This is a genomic window from Shimia aestuarii (genome assembly GCF_022814865.1).
Classification (GTDB): domain Bacteria; phylum Pseudomonadota; class Alphaproteobacteria; order Rhodobacterales; family Rhodobacteraceae; genus Shimia; species Shimia aestuarii_A.
Genome location: NZ_JAKVRD010000005.1, coordinates 146,676 through 169,852, shown reverse-complemented (window position 1 = coordinate 169,852; position 23,177 = coordinate 146,676). Strand labels below are relative to the sequence as shown.

The window sequence follows — 23,177 nt, the reverse complement described above, 5'->3', positions numbered from 1 at the left end:
AGTATCTGTTGATCCATGTCAAAGCATTTAGGCGTCAAAACCCGCATTTTCCGTGGATGTTTTCGGCCATAACCCTAGTTCGGAGAAGACTGTGCGTATTACGAAAAGAACCAATATTGCGATCCGCGTGCTGATGTTTTGCGCGGCGCACCGCGACCGTCTTGTGACCAAGGCGGAGATTGCGCGGGTGTGCAAATCTTCCGAGAACCACCTTGCGCAGGTGATCAACCAATTGGGCCAGATGGGGATCATCCATACCCATCGCGGGCGCAACGGCGGCATCGAGCTTGCGCTTGAGCCGGAACAGATCGAGGTTGGCCAGATTTTCCGCCACATGGAGGCCCCTGTGCCGTTGGCAGAGTGTTTCGCGGATGCAGACAACTCCTGCCCGCTTGTCAATGCCTGCCTATTGCGGGTGGCGTTGCAGGATGCGGCGGAAGCCTTCTATGACGTTCTTGACGGTGTGACGCTGAATGCGCTGGTCTGCAACAACGCGGCGTTGCTTGATATCCTTGCGCCGCGGAATTGCCGCGAGCGTGGCGCTGCGTCGGCAGGGCTTGTCAGCGCCTCCGCATAACACTAGGTATCGGTTGACGCGAGTCGGGAGAACCGGGTTGACCCGGTGCCGAAGGAGCAACCGCCCCGGAAACTCTCAGGCCACAGGGACCGACACGCACCGATAACACTCTGGAGAGAGCCTGCGAGAGGCAGGCCGCCGAAGGGATAGCGATCTCAGGCGAAAGGACAGAGGGGGCATTGCCCGCGCGGGCCACATTCGCGCGAGAGAGTGATGCCGGATGCCTTCATGATCAGAAGACGCTCCGGAAGACAGGGAGCGAGACCATGGACGCGTTGCAGCGCACGCCGCTATACGATCTTCATCTGGAGCTTGGCGCCAAGATGGTGCCTTTCGCGGGATACGAGATGCCGGTGCAATATCCGCTCGGCGTCATGAAGGAGCATCTTCATACCCGCGCCGAGGCTGGGCTGTTCGATGTCAGCCATATGGGGCAGGTGATCCTGCGCGGCGAGAGCCTCGAGGCGATTGCCAAAGCGTTCGAGGGCCTTGTGCCGGTGGATGTGCTTGGCCTTGACACGGGGCGCCAGCGCTACGGCTTTTTCACCAACGACACAGGCGGGATCGAGGACGATCTCATGTTCGCCAACCGGGGCGATCATCTTTTCGTTGTGGTCAACGCGGCCTGCAAAGCGGCGGATATCGCGCGGATGAAGGCGGCGTTGGAGCCGGGGATCACGGTTGAGACGATCACGGACCGGGCGCTTGTCGCGCTTCAGGGGCCGCAGGCGGAGGCCGCGTTGTCGCGGCTCGCGCCGGAGATTGCGGAGATGCGGTTCATGGATGTGGCGACGGTCGAGATCTTGGGCGTGGACTGTTGGGTGTCGCGTTCGGGCTATACCGGCGAGGACGGGTTCGAGATCTCGGTTCCGGACGGCAGCGCAGAGGCGCTTTGCCGGGCGCTTCTCGAGATGGAGGAGGTCGAGGCGATCGGCCTTGGCGCGCGTGACAGTCTGCGGCTCGAGGCCGGGCTTTGCCTATATGGAAACGATATTGATGCGGGCACCAGCCCGGTCGAAGCGGCACTGACCTGGGCGATCCAGAAGGTGCGGCGCACGGGCGGAGCGCGTGCGGGTGGTTTCCCCGGCGCGGAGGCGATCCTAGGCCAGATGGCCGAGGGCGTGGCACGCAAGCGGGTTGGTCTTTTGCCGGAGGGCCGGGCACCCATGCGCGGCGGTACGGAAATCTATGCAAGTGACGAGGGCGGTGCGCCCATCGGAACGGTGACGAGCGGCGGATTTGGTCCGAGCGTCAACGGACCTGTTGCCATGGGCTATGTCTCTGCGGAATATGCGAGCAAGGATAGCGAACTTTTTGGCGAGGTGCGCGGCAAGCGGATGCCTGTGAAGGTTGTCAGACTGCCTTTCGTGCCGGCCGGTTTCAAACGTTGAACGAACAGGGAGACCTCGGAAGATGAAATTCACCGAAGAACATGAATGGCTGCGCGTCGAGGATGACGTGGTTGTCGTGGGCATCACGGAACACGCGAGCGAGCAGCTTGGCGATGTGGTGTTCATCGAATTGCCGGAAGAAGGCACCGAGGTGTCGAAGGATGACGAGGTTTGCGTCATCGAGTCGGTCAAGGCGGCAAGCGATATCCTTGCGCCGCTTGATGGCGAGATTGTCGAGGTCAACGCGGCCTTGGTCGAGGATCCGGGCAAGGTCAACGAAGACCCGCTTGGTGATGCGTGGTTCTTCAAGATGAAGCCCGCGGATGCCAGCCAGATGGACGATTACATGGACGAGGCGGCCTACAAGGACTTCGTGGGCTGACGCGCGACTGTCCGGCGCGGGGTGTGCCGGGTTTGCAAGGGAAATGACGCCCGAGAGGGCAGGGCGCGACCGATGCCGGAGCGCCGATGGGTAAGTTATGGAGGACACCATGCCGTTCACGCCGACGGACTACCTGCCGTATGATTTCGCCAACCGCCGCCACATCGGGCCATCGCCCGAGGAAATGGCCGACATGCTTGGGGTGGTTGGGGCCGAAAGCCTTGATGCGCTGATCGAGGACACGGTGCCCAAGAGCATCCGGCAAGAGGCACCGCTTGATTTCGGGCGGCCGTTCTCGGAGCGCGAGTTGCTTTATCGGATGCGGGTCACGGCGGCGAAGAACAAGGTTCTGACAAGCCTTATCGGGCAGGGATATCACGGCACGGTGACGCCGCCCGCGATCCAGCGCAACATCCTTGAGAACCCGGCGTGGTACACGGCCTATACGCCGTATCAGCCAGAGATTTCGCAGGGCCGCCTTGAGGCGCTCTTGAATTTTCAGACCATGGTGTCGGACTTGACGGGGCTTGAGGTTGCCAATGCGTCGCTTCTTGACGAGGCGACGGCCTGTGCCGAGGCGATGACCATGGCGCAGCGGGTGTCGAAATCGAAGGCCAAGGCGTTCTTTGTCGACCGTGATTGCCACCCTCAGAATATCGCTGTGATCCAGACCCGTGCAAAGCCGCTTGGCATCGAGGTCATCGTCGGCAATCCGGACAAGTTGGAGGCCGACAAGGTTTTCGGCGCGATTTTCCAGTATCCGGGCACATATGGGCACGTGCGGGATTTCACCGACCATATTGCGGCGCTGCATGAGGCCAAGGCGATCGGGATTATCAGTGCCGATCCGCTGTCGCTTACCCTGCTGAAAGAGCCGGGTGCAATGGGGGCGGATATCGCCGTGGGCACCACCCAGCGCTTTGGCGTGCCGATGGGATATGGCGGGCCGCACGCGGCCTATGTGGCGACCAAGGACGCCTATAAGCGGCAGATGCCGGGGCGGATTGTCGGCGTGTCGGTCGATGCGCGCGGCAACAAGGCGTATCGTCTCTCGCTCCAGACCCGCGAACAGCATATCCGGCGCGAAAAGGCGACGTCGAACGTCTGCACGGCGCAGGCGCTTTTGGCGGTGATGGCGTCGATGTATGCGGTGTTCCACGGGCCGAAGGGGCTCAAGGCGATTGCGCAGCGGATTCACCGCAAGACCGTGCGCCTTGCCAATGGGCTTGAGGCGGCGGGGTTCAAGGTAGATCCCAAGGTGTTCTTCGACACGATCACTGTCGATGTGGGCCCGCTTCAGGCGGCGGTTATCAAGTCGGCGGTGGACGAGAACGTCAACCTGCGCCCGGTCGGCGAGACACGGGTAGGGATCACCGTGGACGAGGCCACGCGCCCGGCAGTGATTGAGGCCGTGTGGCGAGCCTTTGGGATCGACCGCAAGGATGACAATTTCGAGGCCGAGTATCGCGTGCCGGACAACATGCACCGCCGGAGCGATTTTCTCACCCATCCGGTGTTCCACATGAACCGCGCCGAGACGGAAATGATGCGCTACATGCGCCGCCTTGCGGATCGTGATCTTGCGCTTGATCGGGCGATGATCCCGCTTGGGTCGTGCACGATGAAGCTCAACGCTGCCGCCGAGATGATGCCGGTAAGCTGGCGCGAATTCTCGTTGTTACATCCCTATTGTCCAGAGGATCAGGCGCTTGGCTATCGCGAGATGCTTGACGATCTCACCGCGAAGCTTTGCCAGATTACCGGCTATGACGATTTCTCGATGCAGCCCAATTCTGGCGCGCAGGGGGAATATGCCGGTCTCCTGACCATTGCGGATTATCACGCGGCGCGGGGCGAGGGGCATCGCAATGTCTGTCTCATCCCGATGAGCGCGCATGGCACCAACCCGGCGAGTGCGCAGATGGTTGGCTGGAAGGTCGTGCCGGTGAAGTCGAGCGAGAACGGTGACATTGATCTCAACGATTTCCTTGCGAAAGCGCAGAAACACTCGAACGAGCTTGCAGGCTGCATGATCACCTACCCCTCGACGCATGGTGTGTTCGAGGAAACGGTGCGCGAGGTCTGTGCGATCACCCATGAGCATGGTGGGCAGGTCTATATCGACGGCGCCAACCTCAACGCCATGGTGGGCCTGTCGCGGCCCGGCGATCTTGGTGGGGATGTGAGCCACCTCAACCTGCACAAGACCTTTGCCATCCCGCATGGTGGCGGTGGTCCCGGCATGGGGCCGATCGGGGTCAAGGCGCATCTCGTGCCGCACCTGCCAGAGAAGGCGGGCGCAGTCAGCGCGGCGCCGGTCGGGTCGGGGTCGATCTTGCCAATCTCCTGGGCCTATATCCTCTTGATGGGGGGAGAGGGCCTGACGCAGGCCACGCGGGCGGCGATCCTCAACGCCAACTACATCGCTAAGCGTCTCGAGGGGGCCTATGACGTCCTTTACAAAGGGCCGACGGGCCGGGTTGCACATGAGTGCATCATTGACACGCGCCCCTTTGCCGAAAGCGCGGGCGTGACGGTCGATGATATTGCCAAGCGCCTGATGGATTGCGGGTTCCACGCGCCGACCATGAGCTGGCCCGTGGCGGGCACGCTGATGATCGAGCCGACGGAGAGCGAGACCAAGGCCGAGCTCGATCGGTTCTGCGATGCGATGCTGGCAATCCGCGAGGAAATCCGCGTCATCGAGGCGGGCGAGATGGATGCGGAGAACAACCCGCTCAAACACGCGCCGCACACGACGCAAGACCTCGTGGGTGAATGGGACCGGCCCTATAGCCGCGAGCAGGGCTGTTTCCCGCCGGGGTCTTTCCGGGTCGATAAGTATTGGCCGCCGGTCAACCGGGTCGACAATGCCTATGGCGACCGCAACCTCGTCTGTATCTGTCCGCCGATGGAAGACTACGTGGACTAAAGCGGGGGCGGCTTACGCCGCCGCAGGTTTCGCCCAGCCCCGGCCAAGGCCGGGTCCGGGCCCGTCGCGGGTTGAGAAAACGGCGCGTTGCTTGCGGGCGGCGCGCCTTTTGCGTTGGATGGGACGCCTCCGGCGGGAGTATTTGGGCAAAGGAGAAGCAGGGGCGTTTGCGTATGAAAAAAGGGCGGGAGGAAGCCCTCACGCCCTTTTCGAAATCTGTCAGTCGCGCCGGCGGATCAGGCCAGAGCGATGTCCACCGCGCTTTCGCGGCCATCACGGCCGGCCTGAAGTTCGTAAGTGACCTTCTGGTTGTCGGCGAGGCCGGTCAGCCCGGAACGTTCCACGGCCGAAATGTGAACGAATACGTCCTTGCCGCCCTCATCGGGTGCGATAAAGCCGTAGCCTTTGGTGGTGTTGAACCATTTGACGGTGCCAGTTGCCATCGTCGTATCTCCTGTCTGTATCGTAACTGCCCGCGATCCTGCGGCAGCGTGGCTCGGTCAGTGCAAAATCGAGTGCCTGAGCCGAAGGAACAGTAGGTCGATAGAGGTAACGTTGCGCGGTGAGTATCCGCGAGAGTCGGTTTTTTCGCAAGCATTGTCTGGCGAAACGCCTCGCGATGAGCGGCAAAATTCGCTGAATTTTCGGGCATCTGAAGTTTTTTGGCCACCAGTTTAAATTTTACCAGTTGATAAAAAACAGAACCCGTGACAGCCTGATTCCATTAGCCAAACGATGACATGGGGAGAGGAATGACCAATTCACCGTTGAGCGAAGGTATCGTGGGAGGGCGTCTTGGCCCCGACCAGCTTGCCGACAATTTCGGGGATTTGCATCCCCGGCTCGAGGATCACGAGGCGCTGGTCGCCGCGGATCGGTGTTACTTCTGTCACGACGCGCCCTGCATGGACGCCTGTCCGACCGATATCGACATCCCGCTATTCATTCGCCAGATCGCGACCGGCACGCCGGAGGCGGCGGCCAAGACGATCCTGAACCAGAATATCCTTGGGGGTATGTGTGCGCGGGTTTGCCCGACGGAGACGCTCTGTGAGCAGGTCTGTGTGCGGGAGACGGCGGAGGGTAAGCCGGTCGAGATCGGACGGCTGCAACGCTATGCGACGGACACGCTCATGCAGGCGGGGGTGCACCCGTTCGAGCGCGCCGCGGCGACGGGAAAGCGCGTCGCGGTGGTCGGGGCGGGGCCTGCGGGTCTTGCGGCGGCGCACCGGCTGGCGATGCATGGCCATGACGTCACCGTGTTCGATGCGCGCCAGAAGCCGGGCGGGCTCAACGAGTTCGGCATTGCGAGCTACAAGTCGGTCGATGATTTCGCGGCGAAGGAGGTCGACTGGCTTTTGAAGATCGGTGGGATCACCGTTGAGACCGGCAAGGCGCTTGGCGCGGGTCTGACGCTCGAGGCGCTCAAGGGCGATTATGATGCGGTGTTCCTTGGGATCGGGCTTGGCGGGGTCAATGCGCTTGGCGTCGATGGCGAGGAGAAGGGCGGCGTTCTTGACGCGGTCGACTTCATTGCCGAGCTGCGCCAGGCGTCGGACCTTGGGGATGTGGCCATCGGGCGCGACGTGGTTGTGATCGGCGGCGGCATGACGGCGGTGGATGCCGCGGTTCAGGCGAAACTTCTGGGCGCGCTGAACGTCAGCCTTGTCTATCGACGGGGCCGGGAGCGGATGAATGCCAGCGTCTTTGAGCAAGACCTAGCGGCGTCGAAAGGCGTGCGGATCATCACCAATGCCTCGCCCAAGGCCGTGATCGGCAATGGCGCGGTGCGCGAGATCGAGTTCGAATATACCGATGACGATCTCAAGCCTACGGGCCAGACGGTGCGTATTGCCGCCGACCAGGTTTTCAAGGCAATCGGTCAGACCCTTGAGGGCGCGGCCCTGCCGGAGACGGAGCGCGGCAAGATCAAGGTGACCGGCGCGGGGCGCACGAGCGTCAAAGGCGTCTGGGCCGGGGGCGATTGTGCGAGCGGGGGGGATGACCTCACCGTGACCGCAGTGGCCGAAGGGCGCGATGCCGCCGAAGACATCCACGCCGCGTTGACGGCGTAAGAAAGGGAGATCAGCGACATGGCCAATCTTCAAAGCAACTTCGTGGGGATCAAATCCCCGAACCCGTTTTGGCTCGCCTCTGCGCCGCCGACGGACAAGGAATATAACGTGCGCCGCGCCTTTGAGGCGGGGTGGGGCGGGGTCGTCTGGAAGACCCTTGGCGAGGAAGGTCCGCCCGTCGTCAACGTCAACGGCCCGCGCTATGGCGCAATCCACGGGGCGGATCGGCGGCTTTTGGGCCTCAACAATATCGAGCTTATTACGGACCGCCCGCTCCAGACGAACCTTCAGGAGATCAAGGCGGTGAAGCGGGATTACCCGGATCGTGCGGTGATCGTTTCGCTCATGGTGCCGTGCGAGGAAGAGGCGTGGAAAGCGATCCTGCCGCTGGTCGAGGAGACGGGCGCAGACGGGATCGAGCTTAACTTTGGCTGTCCGCACGGGATGGCCGAGCGCGGCATGGGATCGGCCGTGGGACAGGTGCCGGAATATGTCGAGATGGTCACGCGCTGGTGCAAGGCGAACACGCGGATGCCGGTGATCGTCAAGTTGACGCCGAACATCACCAATATCCTCAACCCGGCGACGGCGGCGATGAAGGGGGGCGCTGATGCGGTCAGCCTCATCAACACCATCAACTCGATCACCGGGGTGGACCTCGATGTGATGGCGCCGATGCCGACGATTGACGGCAAGGGCACGCATGGGGGCTATTGTGGTCCGGCAGTTAAGCCCATCGCGATGAACATGGTGGCCGAGATCGCGCGCAATGCGGAGACGGCGAACCTCCCGATCAGCGGCATTGGTGGCGTCACGACATGGCGCGATGCGGCGGAGTTCATGGCGCTTGGCGCGGGGAATGTGCAGGTTTGCACGGCGGCGATGACCTATGGGTTCAAGATCGTGCAGGAGATGATCTCGGGCCTGAGCCAGTGGATGGATGAGAAGGGCCATACGAGCACTGCCGACTTCGTTGGTATGGCAACGCCGAATGTCACCGATTGGCAGTATCTCAACCTCAACCACGTGACCAAGGCGGTTATCAACGAGGATGATTGTATCAAGTGCGGGCGCTGCTATGCGGCTTGTGAGGATACCAGCCATCAGGCGATCGAGATGACCGAGGATCGGGTGTTCCGGGTCAAGGACGACGAGTGCGTCGCCTGTAACCTTTGCGTGAATGTCTGCCCGGTTGAGGATTGCATCACCATGCGCACGCTTGCCCCCGGCGAGATGGACGAGCGCACGGGCCAGCCGGTTGCGGCGGAATATGGCAATTGGCTTGCGCATCCGAACAACCCGGCGTCGCAGGCGGCGGAGTAACAGCACAAGCTCTCTGTGCAGGGTAGGCAGGTTGCAGCCCACCCACGACAAGAGACCCGGCGGGGTGTTCTCCTTCCCGCCGGGTTTTTCATGTCCGGGTGTCAGGGGATGTCAGGGGGCGAGCATCTTGCGGAACATCGTGTCAAGATACGTGCGTGCGCCGTCGATCACGTCTTCGTCGCCGGGTATGAGCACCTGAAGCTGAGCGTCGAAATCTGCGTAATGCTGGGTCGTGGCCCAGATCGATACGATCAGGTGACGTGGATCGAGCGGCGCGAGCTTGCCCGCGTCGATCCAGCTTTGGATCAGTGCACATTCGGCGTCGAAAAGCGGTTTCAGCGCGGTTTCGAGATGCGGGCGCATGCGCGGCGCGCCTTGCAGGATCTCGTTGGCGAAAAGGCGGCTTTCACGGGGGAATTCGCGCGCCATGTCGAGCTTGCGATAGACATAGGCGAGGATCTCCTCGACCGGGTCGCCTTCGGGGTCGAGATGCGCGAGCGGGTCAAGCCACGTCTCCATCAACTGATTCAGGAGTGTGACGTGAATCTCTTCCTTGCCGGAGAAATAATAGAGGATATTGGGCTTCGACAGTCCGGCCTCTGCGGCGATCTGGTCGAGGGTGGCACCGCGAAAGCCGTGCTGGGCGAAAACCTCGAGCGCAGCGTCGAGAATGCGTTTGCGATTGCGCAGTTGAATGCGGCTCGGTTTCTTCTCGCTCTTGGTGGCGGGTTCAGCCATGACGCCTGTCCTGATCCGTGGTCGGGGGGGCGAGGATACGTCAGACCGGGCGGGGCGTCCAGCGGACGAAATCACGCGGGGATGCCGATACCGCGCAGGATGATCTCTTTCACGCTTTTCTTGGCCGCGTCCCATTGCGCCTCAGAAAGCGGGGCCCCACCGTTCAGTGTCTCGATCTGGTGGTTGAAGTCGGCGTAGTGCTGGGTTGTGGCCCACAGCATATAGAGCAGATGGCGAGGGTCGACAGGCGCCATGCGCCCCTCGGCGATCCAGCGGTCGATCACGGCGGCGCGCCCTTCGGTCCATTCGGTCAGTGTTGTCTCGAGATAGTCCTGAATCACCGGCGCGCGGTGCATGACTTCGGAGGCCCAGACCTTGGACCCGGCGGGGTGCAGACGAGAGATTTCCATCTTGGCGTCGATATAGGCACCGATTCCCTCGGCCGGGCCATCGGCCTTGTCAAAGACGTCCGCGGCCTCGAGCCAGATCTGAAAGATGTTTTGCACCACTTGCCGATAAAGAGATTCCTTGGTCGGGAAGTAATAGTGCAGGTTGGCCTTGGGAAGCCCAGCAAGGTCCGCGATGAGCTGCATCGTGGCACCGCCAAAGCCTGCCTCGGCAAAGACTTTTTCCGCTGCATCCAAAATAAGCTTTTCGCTTTCCAGGCGGCGTTCTTTTTTGCTGTTTGGTTTTTGCGCGCGCGGCATGGGAAAATCCCTGTGGAGAAAAATCTTGACCGGTTGGTCAGACTGTGGTGGCCTCACATTGACCATATGGTCAGGATTTACCCGAGCGCAAGAGTCCAGTCGGACCGGACGCCGGGAGGACATAAAAAGCAAGCAGCGGGCGGGGTGAGTGCCGAAAAATGCAGCCCCCGGCCCGGCAAGCAAGGGAGATACGAGATGGCGGCGCCCGGTGAAAACCTCAAGATCAATGCCGACCGGCTTTGGGATAGTCTCATGGAGATGGCCAAGATCGGCCCCGGCGTGGCGGGTGGCAACAACCGCCAGACCGTGACGGACGAGGATGGCGAGGGCCGCGCCCTGTTCCAGACATGGTGCGAGGCGGTGGGCTGCACCATGGGGCTCGACCAGATGGGCAATATGTTTGCTGAATATCCGGGCACCGACCCGCAGGCGCTCCCGGTCTATGTCGGCTCGCATCTCGACACGCAGCCGACGGGCGGCAAGTATGACGGGGTGCTCGGCGTGCTTGGCGGGCTGGAAATCCTGCGGACTATGAAAGACCTTGGCATCAAGACGAAACACCCGATCGTTGTCACCAACTGGACCAACGAGGAAGGGACGCGGTTTGCCCCGGCGATGCTCTCGTCCGGTGTCTTTGCAGGCATCCACACGCAGGATTGGGCCTATGAGCGCGAGGATGCGGAGGGCAAGTCCTTTGGCGACGAGCTGAAGCGGATCGGTTGGCGCGGCGAGGAAGAAGTTGGCGCACGCAAGATGCATGCCTTCTTTGAGCTGCATATCGAACAGGGACCGATCCTTGAAGCGGAAGGCAAGGATATCGGCGTTGTCACGCATGGGCAGGGCCTTAGCTGGACGCAAGTTACGATCGAGGGCAAGGACGCGCATACCGGTTCGACCCCGATGCCGATGCGCCGCAATGCGGGCCTTGGCATGGCGCGCGTTCTCGAGAAGGTTGACGAGATTGCCCTCAGCCACGCGCCTCATGCGGTTGGCGCGGCGGGGCATATTGATGTGTATCCCAACTCGCGCAACGTGATCCCCGGTAAGGTGGTGTTCACCGTCGATTTCCGCAGCCCCGAGCTTGACGTGATCACCGACATGGAGAACCGTCTCAAGGTAGAAGGTCAGAAGATCGCCGATGATATGGGCCTGACGATTTCCTTTGAGAAAGTGGGCGGGTTCGACCCGGTCAAGTTCGACGACGGATGCGTGGGCGCGATCCGGGGCGCGGCGGAGCGTCTTGGCTATAGCCACAAGGATATCATCTCGGGCGCGGGGCATGATGCCTGCTGGATCAACCAGGTGGCGCCGACGGCGATGGTCATGTGCCCTTGCGTGGACGGGCTTTCGCATAACGAGGCGGAAGAGATTTCCAAAGACTGGGCCGCAGCGGGGGCGGATGTGCTTCTGCATGCGGTTCTCGAGACGGCAGAGATCGTCGAGTGAACGGATAAAGGAGGACCGGGGGCCAGCCCCCGGACCCCCGAGGTATTTCAACCAAGAAGATGCAAGGGGGGCGTCCCTTGCCGACAGGGAGAAGAACAATGGGAACCAAGGTTATCAAGGGCGGCATGGTCTGCACCGCCGACCGGACATGGAAAGCGGATGTGCTGATCGAGGGAGAGACGATCAAGCAGATTGGTGAAGACCTCAAGGGCGACGAATATATCGACGCGGAAGGCGCCTATGTGATCCCCGGCGGGATCGACCCGCATACGCACCTCGAGATGCCCTTCATGGGCACCACTGCCGCCGAGACCTTCGAGACCGGCACTTGGGCCGCGGCCGTGGGCGGCACGACGATGGTCGTCGATTTCTGTCTTCCGGGCGAAGATGGGTCGATCAAGAACGCGATCAACGAATGGCACCGCAAGAGCGCGCCGCAGATTTGCTCGGACGTGGGCTATCACATGGCGATCACGGGCTGGAATGAGACCATCTTTGAAGAGATGAAAGACGCCGTGGATATGGGCGTCAACTCGTTCAAGCACTTCATGGCCTATAAGGGCGCGCTGATGATCGAGGATGACGAGATGTTCGCCTCGTTCAAGCGCTGTAAGGAGCTTGGCGCGCTGCCGATGGTGCATGCCGAGAACGGCGACCTTGTGGCCGATATGCAGGCGCAGATGCTTGAGAAGGGGATCACCGGGCCGGAGGGGCACGCCTATTCGCGCCCGCCGGAATTCGAGGGTGAGGCCGCGAACCGGGCGATCACCATCGCGGATGCTGCCGGTGTGCCGCTTTATATCGTGCATGTCTCCTGTGAGCAGGCACATGAGGCGATCCGGCGCGCGCGCCAGAAGGGGATGCGCGTCTATGGCGAGCCGCTGGTGCAGTTCCTGACGCTTGATGAGCGCGAGTATTTCAACACCGATTGGGACCATGCCGCGCGCCGGGTCATGAGCCCGCCGTTCCGCAACAAGGATCATCAGGATAGCCTTTGGGCCGGGCTTCAGGCCGGGAGCCTGCAGGTCGTGGCGACGGACCACGCGGCGTTCTCGACCGAGCAGAAACGCATGGGGGTTGCCGATTTCACCAAGATCCCGAACGGCTCGAACGGGCTTGAGGAACGGCTTGCCGTGCTTTGGACCGAAGGGGTCGAGACCGGCCGCCTGACGCCGAACGAATTTGTTGCGGCGACCTCGACCAATGTGGCGAAGATCCTCAACATTTACCCCAAGAAAGGGGCGATCGTGGAGGGCGCGGACGCGGATATCGTGGTGTGGGATCCGAAGATCACCAAGACGATCAGCGCCTCGAACCATCACTCGATTCTCGACTACAACGTGTTTGAGGGCTTTGAGGTCAAGGCGCAGTCGCGCTACACCTTGAGCCGGGGTGAAGTGATCTGGGCTTGGGGGCAAAACAGCCAGCCGCAGCCCGGTCGGGGCCGGTTCGTGCCGCGTCCGGCCTTCCCGAGTGCCAATGTGGCGCTTTCGAAGTGGAAAGAGCTTACCGCCCCGAAACAGATTCACCGGGACCCGATGAACATCCCGGCGGGCATCTAAGACAGAAACCTGCGGCCCCGCCAGACCCGGCGGGGCGGCCAACAAGCAAGCCAAAATGGCCAGCGGAGCGAAGACTTTGACAAGCGAACCTGTGATCAGCGCAAAAAACCTGTCGCTGACCTTCCAGACCAACGATGGTCCGGTCCATGCCCTGAAAGACGTCAACCTCGATATCGAGAAGGGCGATTTCGTGAGCTTCATCGGCCCGTCGGGCTGTGGCAAGACCACCTTGCTGCGGGTGATGGCGGACCTTGAAAAGCCCACGGCGGGCGAGATCACGGTCAACGGCGTCAGCCCCGAAGAGGCCCGCAAGGCGCGTGCCTATGGCTATGTGTTTCAGCACGCGGGGCTTTATCCGTGGCGCACGATTGGCGGCAATATCCGCCTGCCGCTCGAGATCATGGGTGTGAGCAAGGCCGAGCAGGACGCGGCGGTGAAGGAAGTTCTTGAGCTGGTCCACCTTGACGGGTTCGAGCGCAAGTTCCCCTGGCAGCTTTCGGGCGGGATGCAGCAGCGCGCGTCTATTGCGCGGGCGCTTGCCTTCCATGCCGATATTCTTTTGATGGATGAGCCGTTCGGGGCGTTGGACGAGATCGTGCGCGATCACCTCAATGAGCAGGTTCTCGAGCTGTGGGCGCGCACCAACAAGACGATTGGGTTCGTCACGCACTCGATCCCCGAGGCGGTCTATCTCTCGACCAAGATCGTGGTGATGAGTCCGCGGCCGGGGCGGATTACCGACGTGATCGACAGCCCGCTCCCCAAGGAACGGCCGCTTGAAATCCGCGATACACCGGAATTTATCGAGATCGCGCACCGGGTCCGTGACGGGCTTCGCGCGGGCCACGAGGACGACGCGTGATGGCGGGGCTTTGGCATAGGCTTGGCCCCATCGTCACGGTGGTGATCGCGATCTTCGTGCTTTGGTACGCCGGGACGCTCGCGTTGAATGCGCCGTGGGCGCAGGACAAGGCCAAGCGGGCAGGGGTTGAGTTGAGTTTTTCCGAGCTTGTCGCGGACACGATGAGCCAGAAGAAACCGAAACTCCCCGCGCCGCATCAGGTTGGGCAGGAGATCTGGAAAACCACAGGCGAGATGGTCGTCAAAGGGCGGGCCTTCTCGAAGCGCTCGCTTCTGTTCCATAGCACTGTGACGCTATCCTCGACGCTTCTCGGTTTCGCGCTTGGCACGGCGCTTGGTATCGCGCTGGCGGTGGGGATCGTTTACAACCGCACGATGGATATGAGCGTGATGCCTTGGGTCATCGCGAGTCAGACCATCCCGATCCTTGCCATTGCGCCGATGATTATCGTGGTGCTCAACGCGGTCGGGATTTCCGGGCTGCTGCCGAAGGCGGTCATCTCGATGTATCTTTCGTTCTTCCCGGTCGTCGTCGGTATGGTGAAAGGGCTGCGCAGCCCCGATCACATGCAGCTTGACCAGATGAAAACATGGAACGCGACCAGCGGTCAGGAGTTCTGGAAACTGCGCCTGCCGTCGTCGATGCCCTATCTCTTTACCTCGCTCAAAATCGCGATGGCGGCGTCCCTCGTGGGGGCCATCGTGGGCGAATTGCCGACTGGCGCGGTTGCGGGCCTTGGCGCGCGGCTTCTCGCGGGGAGCTACTACGGGCAGACGATCCAGATCTGGAGCGCGCTCATCACGGCGGCGGCCCTTGCGGCGGCGCTTGTCGGGTTGATCGGGCTTATGCAGACTGTGGTTCTCAAACGGATGGGGATGGTGCGATGATCTGGGTAATCGCAGGGCTCGCCATCTGGGCGATTGGTTGGTGGAGCAATGTCCTTCTGTCGCGGCGTCCGAAGACGCGGGCGACGGGGCTTGCTGTTCCGGCGATCTTCGGGATCACGCTGATCCTGATCTGGGAATGTATGGTGCGCGGGCTTGAGATTTCGCCCGTGCTCCTACCACCGCCGTCGATGATTGCGGCGCGGTTCGGGGTCTCGACGGGTATCCTCTGGGAGGACTTCGTACAGACCGTCATCAAGGGCGCCTTGTCGGGCTATATCCTTGGGTGCGGTGCGGCGTTCCTCATTGCGGTGCTGATCGACCGCTTCCCGTTCCTGCAACGCGGCCTTCTGCCGGTTGGCAATTTCGTCGCCGCGCTGCCGATCATCGGCATGGCACCGATCCTCGTGATGTGGTTCGGCTTTGACTGGCAATCCAAGGCGGCGGTCGTTGTCGTGATGGTGTTCTTCCCGATGCTCGTCAACACGGTGCAGGGGCTTCAGGCGACCGATCACATGCAGCGCGATTTGATGCGCACCTATGCGGCAAGCTATGGGCAGACGCTGCTCAAACTGCGCTTGCCCGCAGCGATGCCGTTCATCTTTAATGGCCTGAAGATCGCCACCACGCTCGCGCTTATCGGCGCCATCGTGGCCGAGTTCTTCGGCTCGCCCATCAAGGGCATGGGATTCCGGATTTCCACATCCGTGGGGCAACTCGCGCTCGACCTCGTCTGGGCCGAGATCGTTGTTGCCGCTGTGGTGGGGTCCGCGTTCTATGGCGGGGTCGCACTGCTCGAAAAGGCAGTCACCTTCTGGCACCCGTCACAAAGAGGCTGAGCAAAGAAAAGACCAAAGTCCAAATAGCCAAGTCCAACAAGGAGAGAAAGAAAATGAAAACCATGATGAAGACAATGAGCGCTGCGGCGCTTGGCCTCGCGGCGTCGATGGCGCAGGCCGCCGATGACGTTACGCTCCAGCTCAAATGGGTCACGCAGGCCCAGTTCGCGGGCTATTATGTCGCCCTCGACAAGGGGTTCTACGAGGAAGAAGACCTCAACGTCACGATCAAGCCGGGCGGCCCGGATATCGCACCGGCGCAGGTCATCGCCGGTGGCGGTGCTGATGTCGTGCTCGACTGGATGCCGTCGGCGCTTGCCAGCCGCGAAAAGGGTCTGCCGCTGGTCAACATCGCGCAGCCCTACAAATCCTCGGGCATGATGCTCACCTGCCGCAAGGATGCAGGCGTCGCAAGCCCCGACGATTTCGCGGGTAAGACGCTCGGTGTTTGGTTCTTTGGCAACGAGTATCCGTTCCTGAGCTGGATGAGCAAGCTTGGCCTCTCGACCGACGGTGGCGAGGATGGCGTCACGGTTCTCAAGCAGGGCTTCAACGTCGATCCGCTTCTTCAGGGGCAGGCGGCGTGTGTGTCGACCATGACGTATAACGAATACTGGCAGGTGATCGATGCGGGCCTGACCCCGGATGACCTCGTGGTGTTCAAGTATGAGGATCAGGGCGTCGCGACGCTCGAGGATGGCATGTATGTCCTCGAGGAAAACCTCGAAGATCCGGCCTTCGTCGACAAGATGGTGCGTTTCGTGCGCGCTTCGATGAAGGGCTGGAAATGGGCCGAGGAGAACCCGGAAGACGCGGCGATGATCGTTCTCGATAACGACGCATCGGGCGCACAGACCGAGGAACACCAGATCCGCATGATGACGGAAGTGGCCAAGCTCACCGCCGGTTCGAACGGCGCGCTTGACCCGGCCGATTATCAGCGCACCGTTGACAGTCTTCTGTCGGGTGGCTCGGATCCGGTCATCACAAAGCAGCCGGAAGGCGCATGGACCCATGCGATCACGGATAAGGCTCTGAACTGAGCCTGACCCGCGGGGAGCGGGAAAGGGGCCGGGGGGAGACCTCCGGCCCTTTTGCTTTTTCGAGGCAGAGCAATGTGGTAGCGCGGGACATGCGGTTCTTCATCGATGCAAACCCGGTCGTGCAAACGCTCGTGACGCTGGCGCTTGGCGCGGTCGGGGCGGCGCTTGGTGCGTGGGTCGGGCTGCCGCTTTTTCCGATCACCGGGCCTGCGCTTTTCATCAGTCTGCTGAGCCTTGCCGGGGTGCCGCTTGGGCTTGCCGTGCCGTTTCGCAACGTGGCATTCCTTGTCGTGGGTGTCGGCATCGGAGCGGGTATGAACGCGGCTGCGCGCGAGGCAATGCTGCGCTGGCCCGTGGCCTTTGCCGCGTTGGCGGGGTTGATGGTCTTGATCCTGCTCGTCAATCGCTGGCTGCTTGTCGCGGCGTTTGGATTTGAGCGGCGCGCGGCGCTTCTGGCAGCGTCACCGGGGCATCTTAGCTTTGTCGTGGCCATGTCCTCGGCGCTTCATGCCGATGCCGAGCGGATCACCGTGATCCAGACGGTGCGCGTCCTGATCCTCTCGGTGCTTGTTCCCTTCGCGCTTGGCGGGCTTGGCGCGGATGTCGAGACCTCGTTTCCGATGGCGCAGGAGATCATGGGGGTCGGCGCGATGGCGATCCTTCTCGGGCTTGGCGGTGCGCTAGGTCCGGTTTTGAAGCGGCTTCGGGTGCCGGCGCATTTTCTCATCGCGGGGCTTCTTGTGTCGGCGATTGCGCATTTCTTTGATCTCACGCCGGGAGCGGTGCATCCGGCCATCGCGCTTGCGGGGTTCGCGACCATTGGCACGTTGATCGGGACGCGATTTCGCGGGATCACGTTCCGCGATCTCTGGCGCGCGCTTCTTGCGGCGTTGAGCGCGGCGGCAGTGACGCTTGGCCTGACGGTTCTGATTGCGGTGCCTGTGGCGGGGTTTCTTGCCATGCCGCTTGCGCATGTCGTGGTCGCTTTTGCGCCCGGCGGCCTTGAGACGATGATCGCTATGGGCGCGATCCTCGGAGCGGATGCCGGGTTCGTCGCGGCCTGCCATCTTGGGCGGCTCCTCATCCTCCCGGTGTTGCTGCCGCTGATGCTTGGCCGGGGTTCACAAACGTGACCGAAGCCTTATGTATGAAAAAATGAATGTGATTTCGGAGCGAAACTCATGAGCGGCAAGAAAATCACCTGTTTCGATTGTGGTCAGGTCAACCGGGTGCCTGAGGACAAGCTCGGCGCCGGGCCAAAATGCGGCACCTGCGGCGCGCCCTTGATGAAAGCGAAAGTCGCTGAGGTCGATCTTGCGACGCTTGAGAAAGCGGCGCGCAATGATGAGGTGCCTTTGGTCGTGGATTTCTGGGCGCCGTGGTGTGGTCCGTGTCGCCAGATGGCACCACAATTTCAGCAGGCTGCGCAAGAGCTTACGGGTCAGGCGCGGCTTGTGAAGCTCAATACCGAGGATCACCCGCAGGCAGGCGCGAAATACCGTATCCGGGGGATACCGACCATGGCGGCCTTTGCCGGGGGGCGCGAGCGGGCGCGTGAATCCGGGGCGATGCCTGCGGGGGCGATCGTCAAATGGGTCCGCGCGAGCGTCTGATCCGGTTCATGAGATAACGCGGCAGGCGGCGCAGCACGGCGCGGGCCAATTCGGGATATTCAACCTCGCCCGCGAGGAGGCGCATGTATTGCATCCGCACCGTGCCAGAGCGTTCGAAGGTGCGGGTAAAAGCGCCCTGCCAGCGTGGCGCAAAGATGATTGGGCGCAGCATCCGCGCGATGCGCAAGCTCCGGTGCATGTCGCGTAGCGCGGTGTGGTAGCGGGTGTAGGCGGTCTCTGGACGTCCGTCGCGGAGCGCGGCCATGGCGGCCTCGGCGGCAAGCTGGCCGCTCTTCATGGCAAGCGCGATGCCCTCACCGGTGATCGGATCGACAAGCCCTGCCGCATCTCCGGCAAGCAGGATATGCGCCCGTCCCGGAGCCTTGCGAAAATCGCCGAAGGGCAGGTAATGCCCCTTGAAGCGGCGGGTGTCGTCAGGCAAGTCAAGTGATTGAAGATACGTAGAAAAATGCGCCTTCATATCCGGGTTTGGGGCGTGCAATCCGCCAACGCCGACGGTTGTCGAGTGCTGTTTTGGGAAGGACCAGCCATAGCCCCATGTGGCGGCGGCAAAGTCGATGCGCAGGGGGTGATCTTTTGGGGGCTGTTCCTCTGGGGTGGCTTCGATCTCAAGCCCGAAACCGATCGTTTCTTTGTCGAAAGGGGCGCCAAAGAGATGGCGCGCGGTGATGGAATTGACGCCATCCGCACCGATCAGCACCGATGCCTCGAGCCGCGTCCCGTTGCGCAGCGCCACACCCGCATCATCAAGCGTTGCGATGGCGCGGCCCGTGAAATCCTCGGCCCCAGCCGCAAGCGCATGATCCAGAAGCGTCGCATCGAGATCGCGACGCATGGTGAGATTGACCGGCGGAATATCCGAGAGCCGGGCAAGGCGGCGATCTTGATACCAGAACTCGATTTCCGAGAGGTTAACAGCACGGTCCGTCTCGAACTCTTGCCCGAAAATCTCGCGGTAATAGGCGCGACTCCGACCGGTGAAGAGACCACCGCAGAGCTTGTCCCGTGGGAAGCGCGCCTTGTCGACAAGGGCGACGCGTAGACCTGCGCGCGCGGCGCAGAAAGCCGCGGCGCTTCCGGCGGGGCCGGCCCCGATCACGACGATGTCGAATGGCTCTGAACTGGTGTCTTCGGTCATGCGTGCTTCTACCAGCTTTCTTGTGAGGTCGCATAGGGTTAGTCTTGGGCAAAACAAGAGGAAACTGGCAATGAGCGAAGAGATCAAACCAGAAGGCGAAGCCACCCTGCGCACGGTTGCGACACCTGCGGATGTCAACGTCAATGGCGATATTTTCGGGGGGTGGGTGCTTGCCCAGATGGACATCGCCAGCGGCATCGTCGCGGCGGCGCGCGCCAAGGGGCGGGTGACGACTGTGGCGGTGGATGCGATGAAGTTCATTCGGCCTGTGGGGGTTGGGGATATCCTGTGCGTCTGGGCCTGGGTCGAGCGGGTCGGACGGTCGTCGATGGGGATCAAGATCGAGGCCTGGGTGGTGCGTCACCGGGCGCTTCACATGGAAAAGGTCACCGAGGCCGTCTTTACCTATGTGGCGATTGACGACGATGGCAGCCCGCGTCCCGTGCCGCCGGAGTGAGTTATATTCTGACTATTGAATATTTATTTCCACTCGCGTATTGTCGTTCCTGAAGCCGCGCTGATTCTTGGGCTGTGGCACCGGAAAAAGGAATAAAAACAATGTGCTTGGATCGCATCATGTTCATGTTCGCTGGCGGTATGGTGCTGCTTAGCGTTGCGCTGACCGTCTTTGTCTCGCCGCTTTTCATGTGGTTGACAGTGTTCGTCGGAGCGAACCTCATGCAATCGTCGATCACCGGGTTCTGCCCGGCGGCGATTGTCTTCAAGAAGCTCGGCGCGAAGGAAGGCAAGGCCTTCTAAATCCCGCCACACCACTCACGCATAGGCCCTGCCACATGGCGGGGCCTTTTGCGTTCAGGAGGGGAAAAACCCACGTCGGTATCACGTCGGTATTGCGTCTATATCGCGGTGGTGCAGCGTGCGGGGCGCTAAGGCGAGGGTAAGGCGGGTTTGCGAGGATGGCCGCAAAGGAGACCTGCCCATGACAGAGACGAGAAAACGCCCTCAGACGAAAGCCGCCCAAGCGGCACGGTCGCAGCTCATCTGGGATCTGACCTATCTGCGCCGCGAGCGGCTTATTGATGCCGATATCCGTGACGAGGTGCCGGAGGCGTGGCACACGCTTGAGGCGGATATCCCGACCGAGGAGCCGAAGGAAAAGATCTCGCTCTACCTCGACAAGTCGGTGGCGAAGGTCTTCAAGGCGATGGGCAAGGGGTATCAATCGCGGATCAACCGGCTTCTCAGGACATGGGTGCAGATGAAGATCGCCGAGGAGGTAAAGCTCGACGCGGCGCTTGAGGCGCGGGTGGCGCGGAATGAGGCCGCGCTTATGGGGCGACGTGACGACGTGTGACGGTGCGGCGGCCATCCGGGTGCAGGCGGACAATGAAGAGATCGCCGTATTCGAGGGGGGCGGGGCCGGGCGCGGCGAGGTCTTCCCAAAGCGGGGTCAGGTTCGATTTGTTGCCGACCCAGACGACCGTGCCCTTGGGATAGCGGCTCGTGATCTGGGCGGCGACCTTGTCGGTGGTGATGATCGTCACGGGCAGGCCCGTCGCCTTGGCCAGCGGCGCGGCTGTGTCGCGGTTGCGGTCCATGCCGGGGGAGAAGATCGCGTCGATCTTGTAGTCAGAGAGTGCAGCCGGAAGCGCCGCCGCGCGGGCGCGGCCCTTGGCGTTGAGCTGTTCCAGATCGCGGTCGGCATGGCGCAGGGCGATGATCGTCGTCTCGGCGTCGCGCGGGATCGTGGCCGCCGCGCAGGCAACCAGCGTCAGCGTGGCGAGAAGGGCAAGGAACGAGCGGAACCGGATCATGCGAGCCTCCCTATTGGGTGCAGGAAGGTTGGCAGATTAAGGGGTGAGGAGTCTAGGGGGTGGGGATTTGAGCGAACAAACGCATGATGCTCGGCATCCTGCATCGCGCCCGACCCGCCCCCCAGGGCGGGCGCTGGGGCCGAAAACGAGAAGGGCGGCCCGAAGAAGGCCGCCCCGATTGATCATCGCGTGAACTTCTTGTGCTTCAAGCGCTTCGGCTCGAGCGCGTCTGGGCCAAGGCGGCGTTTCTTGTCTTCTTCGTAGTCCTCGAAGTTGCCTTCGAACCATTCCACATGCGCGTCGCCCTCAAAGGCGAGGATGTGGGTACAGATGCGGTCGAGGAAGAAGCGGTCGTGCGAGATCACCACGGCGCAACCGGCGAAATCGACGAGGGCGTCTTCGAGGGCGCGGAGGGTTTCCACGTCGAGGTCGTTGGTCGGTTCGTCGAGGAGGAGGACGTTGCCGCCTTCTTTCAGGAGCCGGGCCATGTGGACGCGGTTGCGTTCCCCGCCCGACAGGAGCGAGAGTTTCTTTTGCTGGTCGCCGCCCTTGAAGTTGAAGGACGAGCAATAGGCGCGCGAGTTGACCTGTGCATCGCCCAGCTCGATGATCTCGGCCCCACCGGAGATCGCTTCCCAGACGGTGTCGCCATCATTGAGGTCATCGCGGGATTGGTCGACGTAGGAAAGCTGGACCGTGTCGCCATATTCGACCGTGCCTGTGTCGGGCTCGAGCTGACCGGTCAACATGCGGAACAGGGTCGATTTACCGGCCCCGTTGGGGCCGATGACGCCGACGATGCCGCCGGGCGGGAGCGAAAACGAGAGGTCTTCGATCAGTTGCTTGTCGCCCATGTGTTTGCCCAAGCCCTCGACCTCGATGACCTTGGAGCCGAGGCGCGGGCCATTGGGGATGACGATCTGGGCGCGGGTGATCTTTTCGCGCTCGGACTGGTTGGCGAGTTCGTTATAGGCCTGAATACGGGCCTTGGATTTGGCCTGGCGGGCTTTCTGGCCCTGACGCATCCATTCGAGTTCGCGTTCGAGGGTTTTCTGTTTCGACTTGTCCTCGCGGGCTTCTTGCTCGAGGCGCTTGGCCTTTTGCTCGAGCCATGCGGAATAGTTGCCCTCGTAGGGGATACCCGCGCCGCGGTCGAGTTCGAGAATCCAGCCGGTGATGTCGTCGAGGAAGTAACGGTCGTGGGTGACGATGAGGATCGTGCCTTTGTAGTCGATCAGGTGCTGTTGCAGCCAGGCGATGGTCTCGGCGTCGAGGTGGTTGGTCGGCTCGTCGAGGAGGAGCATGTCGGGCGCTTCGAGCAGCAGCTTGCAGAGCGCGACGCGGCGGCGTTCCCCGCCCGAGAGGGTTTTGACGTCGGCATCGTCGGGCGGGCAGCGCAGGGCCTCCATGGAGATGTCGATCTGGCTGTCGAGATCCCAGAGGTTCTCGGCGTCGATGGCGTCCTGAAGGGTGGTCATTTCCTCCATGAGTTCGTCGGAATAATCCTCGGCGATCTGCATGGCGATCTCGTTGAAGCGATCAACCTTGGCCTTCTTCTCGGCGACGCCAAGCATGACGTTCTCGCGCACGGAGAGGCTCTCGTCGAGCTGCGGCTCCTGTGGGAGGTAGCCGACCTTGGCGCCCTCGGCGGCCCAGGCCTCGCCGGTGAAGTCGGTGTCGAGGCCGGCCATGATCTTCATCAGGGTCGATTTACCGGCGCCGTTGACGCCGACAACACCGATCTTCACGCCGGGCAGGAACGAGAGGTGGATGTTCTCAAAGCATTTCTTGCCGCCGGGATAGGTCTTGGAGACCCCCTGCATGTGGTAGACGTACTGGTAAGATGCCATTGCTGCGCGACTCCGGTTG

Annotated in this window: 23 protein-coding genes and 1 riboswitch; of the genes, 17 read left to right on the top strand and 6 right to left on the bottom strand. The window is 61.9% G+C overall.

All coding sequences use genetic code 11. The annotated features are described in order from the left end of the window. Nucleotides 1-91 precede the first annotated feature (91 nt). From MK745_RS07290 to gcvP, 4 genes are all read left to right on the top strand, one after another. Nucleotides 92-577, top strand: a complete 486-nt coding sequence (locus MK745_RS07290) for an RrF2 family transcriptional regulator (RefSeq protein WP_243612625.1) — start codon at nucleotides 92-94, stop codon at nucleotides 575-577. Between the two features lie 14 nt (nucleotides 578-591). After that, nucleotides 592-679: riboswitch (glycine riboswitch) on the top strand. 164 nt (nucleotides 680-843) lie between these two features. Beyond that, nucleotides 844-1,968: a glycine cleavage system aminomethyltransferase GcvT gene (gene gcvT / locus MK745_RS07285; protein WP_243612624.1), complete on the top strand. Its 1,125-nt coding sequence runs from the start codon at nucleotides 844-846 to the stop codon at nucleotides 1,966-1,968. A 22-nt stretch (nucleotides 1,969-1,990) separates the two neighbouring features. Beyond that, nucleotides 1,991-2,350: a glycine cleavage system protein GcvH gene (gene gcvH / locus MK745_RS07280; RefSeq protein WP_243612623.1), complete on the top strand. Its 360-nt coding sequence runs from the start codon at nucleotides 1,991-1,993 to the stop codon at nucleotides 2,348-2,350. A 109-nt stretch (nucleotides 2,351-2,459) separates the two neighbouring features. Continuing rightward, a complete protein-coding gene (gene gcvP, locus MK745_RS07275; protein ID WP_243612622.1) occupies nucleotides 2,460-5,282 on the top strand; it encodes an aminomethyl-transferring glycine dehydrogenase in 2,823 nt (940 codons plus the stop codon). 236 nt (nucleotides 5,283-5,518) lie between these two features. On the opposite strand, the gene MK745_RS07270 is transcribed toward gcvP, so the two are convergent. Next, entirely contained in the window at nucleotides 5,519-5,725 is a 207-nt protein-coding gene (locus MK745_RS07270; RefSeq protein ID WP_243612621.1) for a cold-shock protein, read from the bottom strand. A gap of 309 nt (nucleotides 5,726-6,034) precedes the next feature. On the opposite strand from MK745_RS07270, the gene MK745_RS07265 reads away from it, so the two are divergent. Together MK745_RS07265 and preA are read left to right on the top strand one after the other, a co-directional pair. Next, the gene (locus MK745_RS07265; RefSeq protein WP_243612620.1) at nucleotides 6,035-7,357 is read left to right on the top strand and encodes an NAD(P)-dependent oxidoreductase; all 1,323 of its coding nucleotides are present in this window, start codon (nucleotides 6,035-6,037) and stop codon (nucleotides 7,355-7,357) included. A gap of 18 nt (nucleotides 7,358-7,375) precedes the next feature. Next, nucleotides 7,376-8,680 (top strand): NAD-dependent dihydropyrimidine dehydrogenase subunit PreA, encoded by a 1,305-nt coding sequence (gene preA / locus MK745_RS07260; protein ID WP_243612619.1) that lies wholly within the window; start codon nucleotides 7,376-7,378, stop codon nucleotides 8,678-8,680. A gap of 111 nt (nucleotides 8,681-8,791) precedes the next feature. Here the strand turns inward: preA and MK745_RS07255 are convergent, their stop codons facing one another. Together MK745_RS07255 and MK745_RS07250 are read right to left on the bottom strand one after the other, a co-directional pair. Beyond that, on the bottom strand, nucleotides 8,792-9,418 hold the full coding sequence (locus MK745_RS07255) for a TetR family transcriptional regulator C-terminal domain-containing protein (protein WP_243612618.1): 627 nt from the start codon (nucleotides 9,416-9,418) through the stop codon (nucleotides 8,792-8,794). A 71-nt stretch (nucleotides 9,419-9,489) separates the two neighbouring features. Further along, nucleotides 9,490-10,125: a TetR/AcrR family transcriptional regulator gene (locus MK745_RS07250; protein WP_243612617.1), complete on the bottom strand. Its 636-nt coding sequence runs from the start codon at nucleotides 10,123-10,125 to the stop codon at nucleotides 9,490-9,492. A gap of 195 nt (nucleotides 10,126-10,320) precedes the next feature. On the opposite strand from MK745_RS07250, the gene MK745_RS07245 reads away from it, so the two are divergent. The 8 genes from MK745_RS07245 to trxC all read left to right on the top strand — a co-directional run bounded on the left by MK745_RS07245 (nucleotide 10,321) and on the right by trxC (nucleotide 18,374). Then, entirely contained in the window at nucleotides 10,321-11,571 is a 1,251-nt protein-coding gene (locus MK745_RS07245; protein WP_243612616.1) for a Zn-dependent hydrolase, read from the top strand. Nucleotides 11,572-11,669: 98 nt separating this feature from the next. Continuing rightward, nucleotides 11,670-13,133 (top strand): dihydropyrimidinase, encoded by a 1,464-nt coding sequence (gene hydA, locus MK745_RS07240; RefSeq protein ID WP_243612615.1) that lies wholly within the window; start codon nucleotides 11,670-11,672, stop codon nucleotides 13,131-13,133. A gap of 55 nt (nucleotides 13,134-13,188) precedes the next feature. Beyond that, entirely contained in the window at nucleotides 13,189-13,995 is an 807-nt protein-coding gene (locus tag MK745_RS07235) for an ABC transporter ATP-binding protein (protein WP_243612614.1), read from the top strand. Next, nucleotides 13,995-14,882, top strand: coding sequence for an ABC transporter permease (locus MK745_RS07230; RefSeq protein WP_243612613.1), 888 nt, complete (start codon nucleotides 13,995-13,997; stop codon nucleotides 14,880-14,882). Before MK745_RS07235 ends, MK745_RS07230 begins: the two co-directional genes overlap by 1 nt. After that, complete coding sequence (locus MK745_RS07225; RefSeq protein ID WP_243612612.1) at nucleotides 14,879-15,718, top strand: ABC transporter permease; 840 nt, start codon at nucleotides 14,879-14,881, stop codon at nucleotides 15,716-15,718. The genes MK745_RS07230 and MK745_RS07225 overlap by 4 nt, the downstream gene beginning before the upstream one ends. A 53-nt stretch (nucleotides 15,719-15,771) precedes the next feature. Next, nucleotides 15,772-16,761, top strand: a complete 990-nt coding sequence (locus MK745_RS07220) for an ABC transporter substrate-binding protein (RefSeq protein WP_243612611.1) — start codon at nucleotides 15,772-15,774, stop codon at nucleotides 16,759-16,761. Between the two features lie 89 nt (nucleotides 16,762-16,850). Continuing rightward, nucleotides 16,851-17,894 carry an AbrB family transcriptional regulator gene (locus tag MK745_RS07215; RefSeq protein WP_243612610.1) on the top strand — a complete coding sequence of 348 codons (1,044 nt, stop codon included), beginning with the start codon at nucleotides 16,851-16,853 and terminating at the stop codon, nucleotides 17,892-17,894. 48 nt (nucleotides 17,895-17,942) lie between these two features. Continuing rightward, nucleotides 17,943-18,374, top strand: a complete 432-nt coding sequence (gene trxC, locus MK745_RS07210; RefSeq protein WP_243612609.1) for a thioredoxin TrxC — start codon at nucleotides 17,943-17,945, stop codon at nucleotides 18,372-18,374. Here trxC and MK745_RS07205 read toward each other — a convergent pair. Then, nucleotides 18,349-19,533, bottom strand: a complete 1,185-nt coding sequence (locus tag MK745_RS07205; RefSeq protein ID WP_243612608.1) for a geranylgeranyl reductase family protein — start codon at nucleotides 19,531-19,533, stop codon at nucleotides 18,349-18,351. The genes trxC and MK745_RS07205 overlap by 26 nt on opposite strands. 70 nt (nucleotides 19,534-19,603) lie before the next feature. On the opposite strand from MK745_RS07205, the gene MK745_RS07200 reads away from it, so the two are divergent. From MK745_RS07200 to MK745_RS07190, 3 genes are all read left to right on the top strand, one after another. Beyond that, on the top strand, nucleotides 19,604-19,990 hold the full coding sequence (locus MK745_RS07200; protein WP_243612607.1) for an acyl-CoA thioesterase: 387 nt from the start codon (nucleotides 19,604-19,606) through the stop codon (nucleotides 19,988-19,990). A 101-nt stretch (nucleotides 19,991-20,091) separates the two neighbouring features. Then, entirely contained in the window at nucleotides 20,092-20,292 is a 201-nt protein-coding gene (locus MK745_RS07195; protein ID WP_243612606.1) for a YgaP family membrane protein, read from the top strand. A gap of 181 nt (nucleotides 20,293-20,473) precedes the next feature. After that, nucleotides 20,474-20,848 (top strand): BrnA antitoxin family protein, encoded by a 375-nt coding sequence (locus MK745_RS07190; RefSeq protein WP_243612605.1) that lies wholly within the window; start codon nucleotides 20,474-20,476, stop codon nucleotides 20,846-20,848. Here the strand turns inward: MK745_RS07190 and MK745_RS07185 are convergent. Together MK745_RS07185 and ettA are read right to left on the bottom strand one after the other, a co-directional pair. After that, nucleotides 20,823-21,308 (bottom strand): histidine phosphatase family protein, encoded by a 486-nt coding sequence (locus tag MK745_RS07185; protein ID WP_243612604.1) that lies wholly within the window; start codon nucleotides 21,306-21,308, stop codon nucleotides 20,823-20,825. The genes MK745_RS07190 and MK745_RS07185 overlap by 26 nt on opposite strands. Before the next feature lie 182 nt (nucleotides 21,309-21,490). Beyond that, nucleotides 21,491-23,158, bottom strand: a complete 1,668-nt coding sequence (gene ettA, locus MK745_RS07180; RefSeq protein ID WP_243612603.1) for an energy-dependent translational throttle protein EttA — start codon at nucleotides 23,156-23,158, stop codon at nucleotides 21,491-21,493. Nucleotides 23,159-23,177 lie beyond the last annotated feature (19 nt).